Origin of the sequence: Microcystis sp. BLCC-F209, assembly GCF_041928595.1 — a bacterium.
In the GTDB taxonomy this organism is placed as follows: domain Bacteria; phylum Cyanobacteriota; class Cyanobacteriia; order Cyanobacteriales; family Microcystaceae; genus Microcystis.
Genome location: NZ_JBHFLL010000149.1, coordinates 1 through 1259, shown reverse-complemented (window position 1 = coordinate 1259; position 1259 = coordinate 1). Strand labels below are relative to the sequence as shown.

The following is a 1259-nucleotide window of genomic DNA, read 5'->3' as shown; positions in this document are numbered from 1 at the left end:
AATCCCTCCCCAAGTAGTCTAGTTGGTGGCTTAGGTAATGATATTCTAGTGGGTGGCGCTGGTAACGATACCCTCAATGGTGCTGCTGGAACCGATACTTTAACCGGTGGGACGGGGACAGACATCTTCATTTTCCAATTTGGCCAATCTACCATAGCAGCAAGCGATCAAATTATGGATTTTGCCATCAATACTGATAAAATTGACTTATTAACTCAAGGTGGACTTCCCATGAGTGCGCCTAGCAGTTTCAGTCGCGCTGCTGATAGCACTGCTACCACTTTAGACAATTTAGTCAATCAGGTATTTACTGATGCCAATGGAGCGACTACAGGTAATCAAGGATTAGGGATTAATAGTGCAGCCTTAGTGCAAGTAACAACCGGTGCAATAGCTGGAACTTACCTCGTTATTAATGATAGCACGGCTGGCTTCCAATCCAGCAATGATTTATTAATAAATATCACTGGATTTACTGGTACTTTACCTGCTTTAGGAAGCATTCCAGTGGGTAATTTCTTTGTTTAATTAAGTAGGCGTAGGGTGCGTTAGGCGGCTATCAATTCCGTCAAAAAACCAAAATTAACAAGCCGCCGTAACTCACCACCTCTATTATTAAATCGGTGCGTTACGCTATCGCGCTTCACCCCCTAGGAGTAAGCGGACAACTCAAATGAACCCAACAACCGCCAATTATGATGAACCCTGGAAAGAAGCATTAAGTCACCTAGAAAACGGGTTTCTTCAAGAAACTATTTAGAAACCCGTTTTCTCAAAGAAAACGGGTTTCTGGACTTTAAGAAAAATAAGTTGGATTTAAAGTTTGAAGGATTAAAGTTTGGTAAGTTTATTGACAAAAATAATCTGTCAATAGATATTGACGAATTAATTATAATTATCAAAAATCATTCTCAGAAACTGTCCTTAGATGAACAGCAAATTAAACAGGATTTATCGGACGCACTCTGTAAAGTTTTAGGTACATTGAATGCTACTGATGTTAAAAAAGAAGACTTGGAAAGAGACTTAAGATTAGCTTATGAGTTATCTTATTTTTATCAAACACAAATATATCAACTAATGGTCAATTGGCAATCTAATCATCATCCTTATAAAATATTGGCTCTCCCAGCTTTGGTGGGTAAAATGTATTCTAAGATACATTTCTCAAGAGCGAGGGGGTGGAACGAACCACAAAGACACAAAGGACACAAAGATCGATCGATCCTATGTCAATTAAACTTATCACACAGAACCTA

1 protein-coding gene and 1 pseudogene are annotated in these 1259 nt (G+C 38.8%); both read left to right on the top strand.

Features of this window, described 5'->3' with window-relative positions:
• On the top strand, positions 1-528 hold a 528-nt coding region (locus tag ACE1AQ_RS09345; protein ID WP_374808291.1), incomplete at its 5' end, for a bluetail domain-containing putative surface protein.
• Between the two features lie 282 nt (positions 529-810).
• Positions 811-1259 (top strand): annotated as a pseudogene (locus tag ACE1AQ_RS09340) (hypothetical protein); the annotation flags it as partial.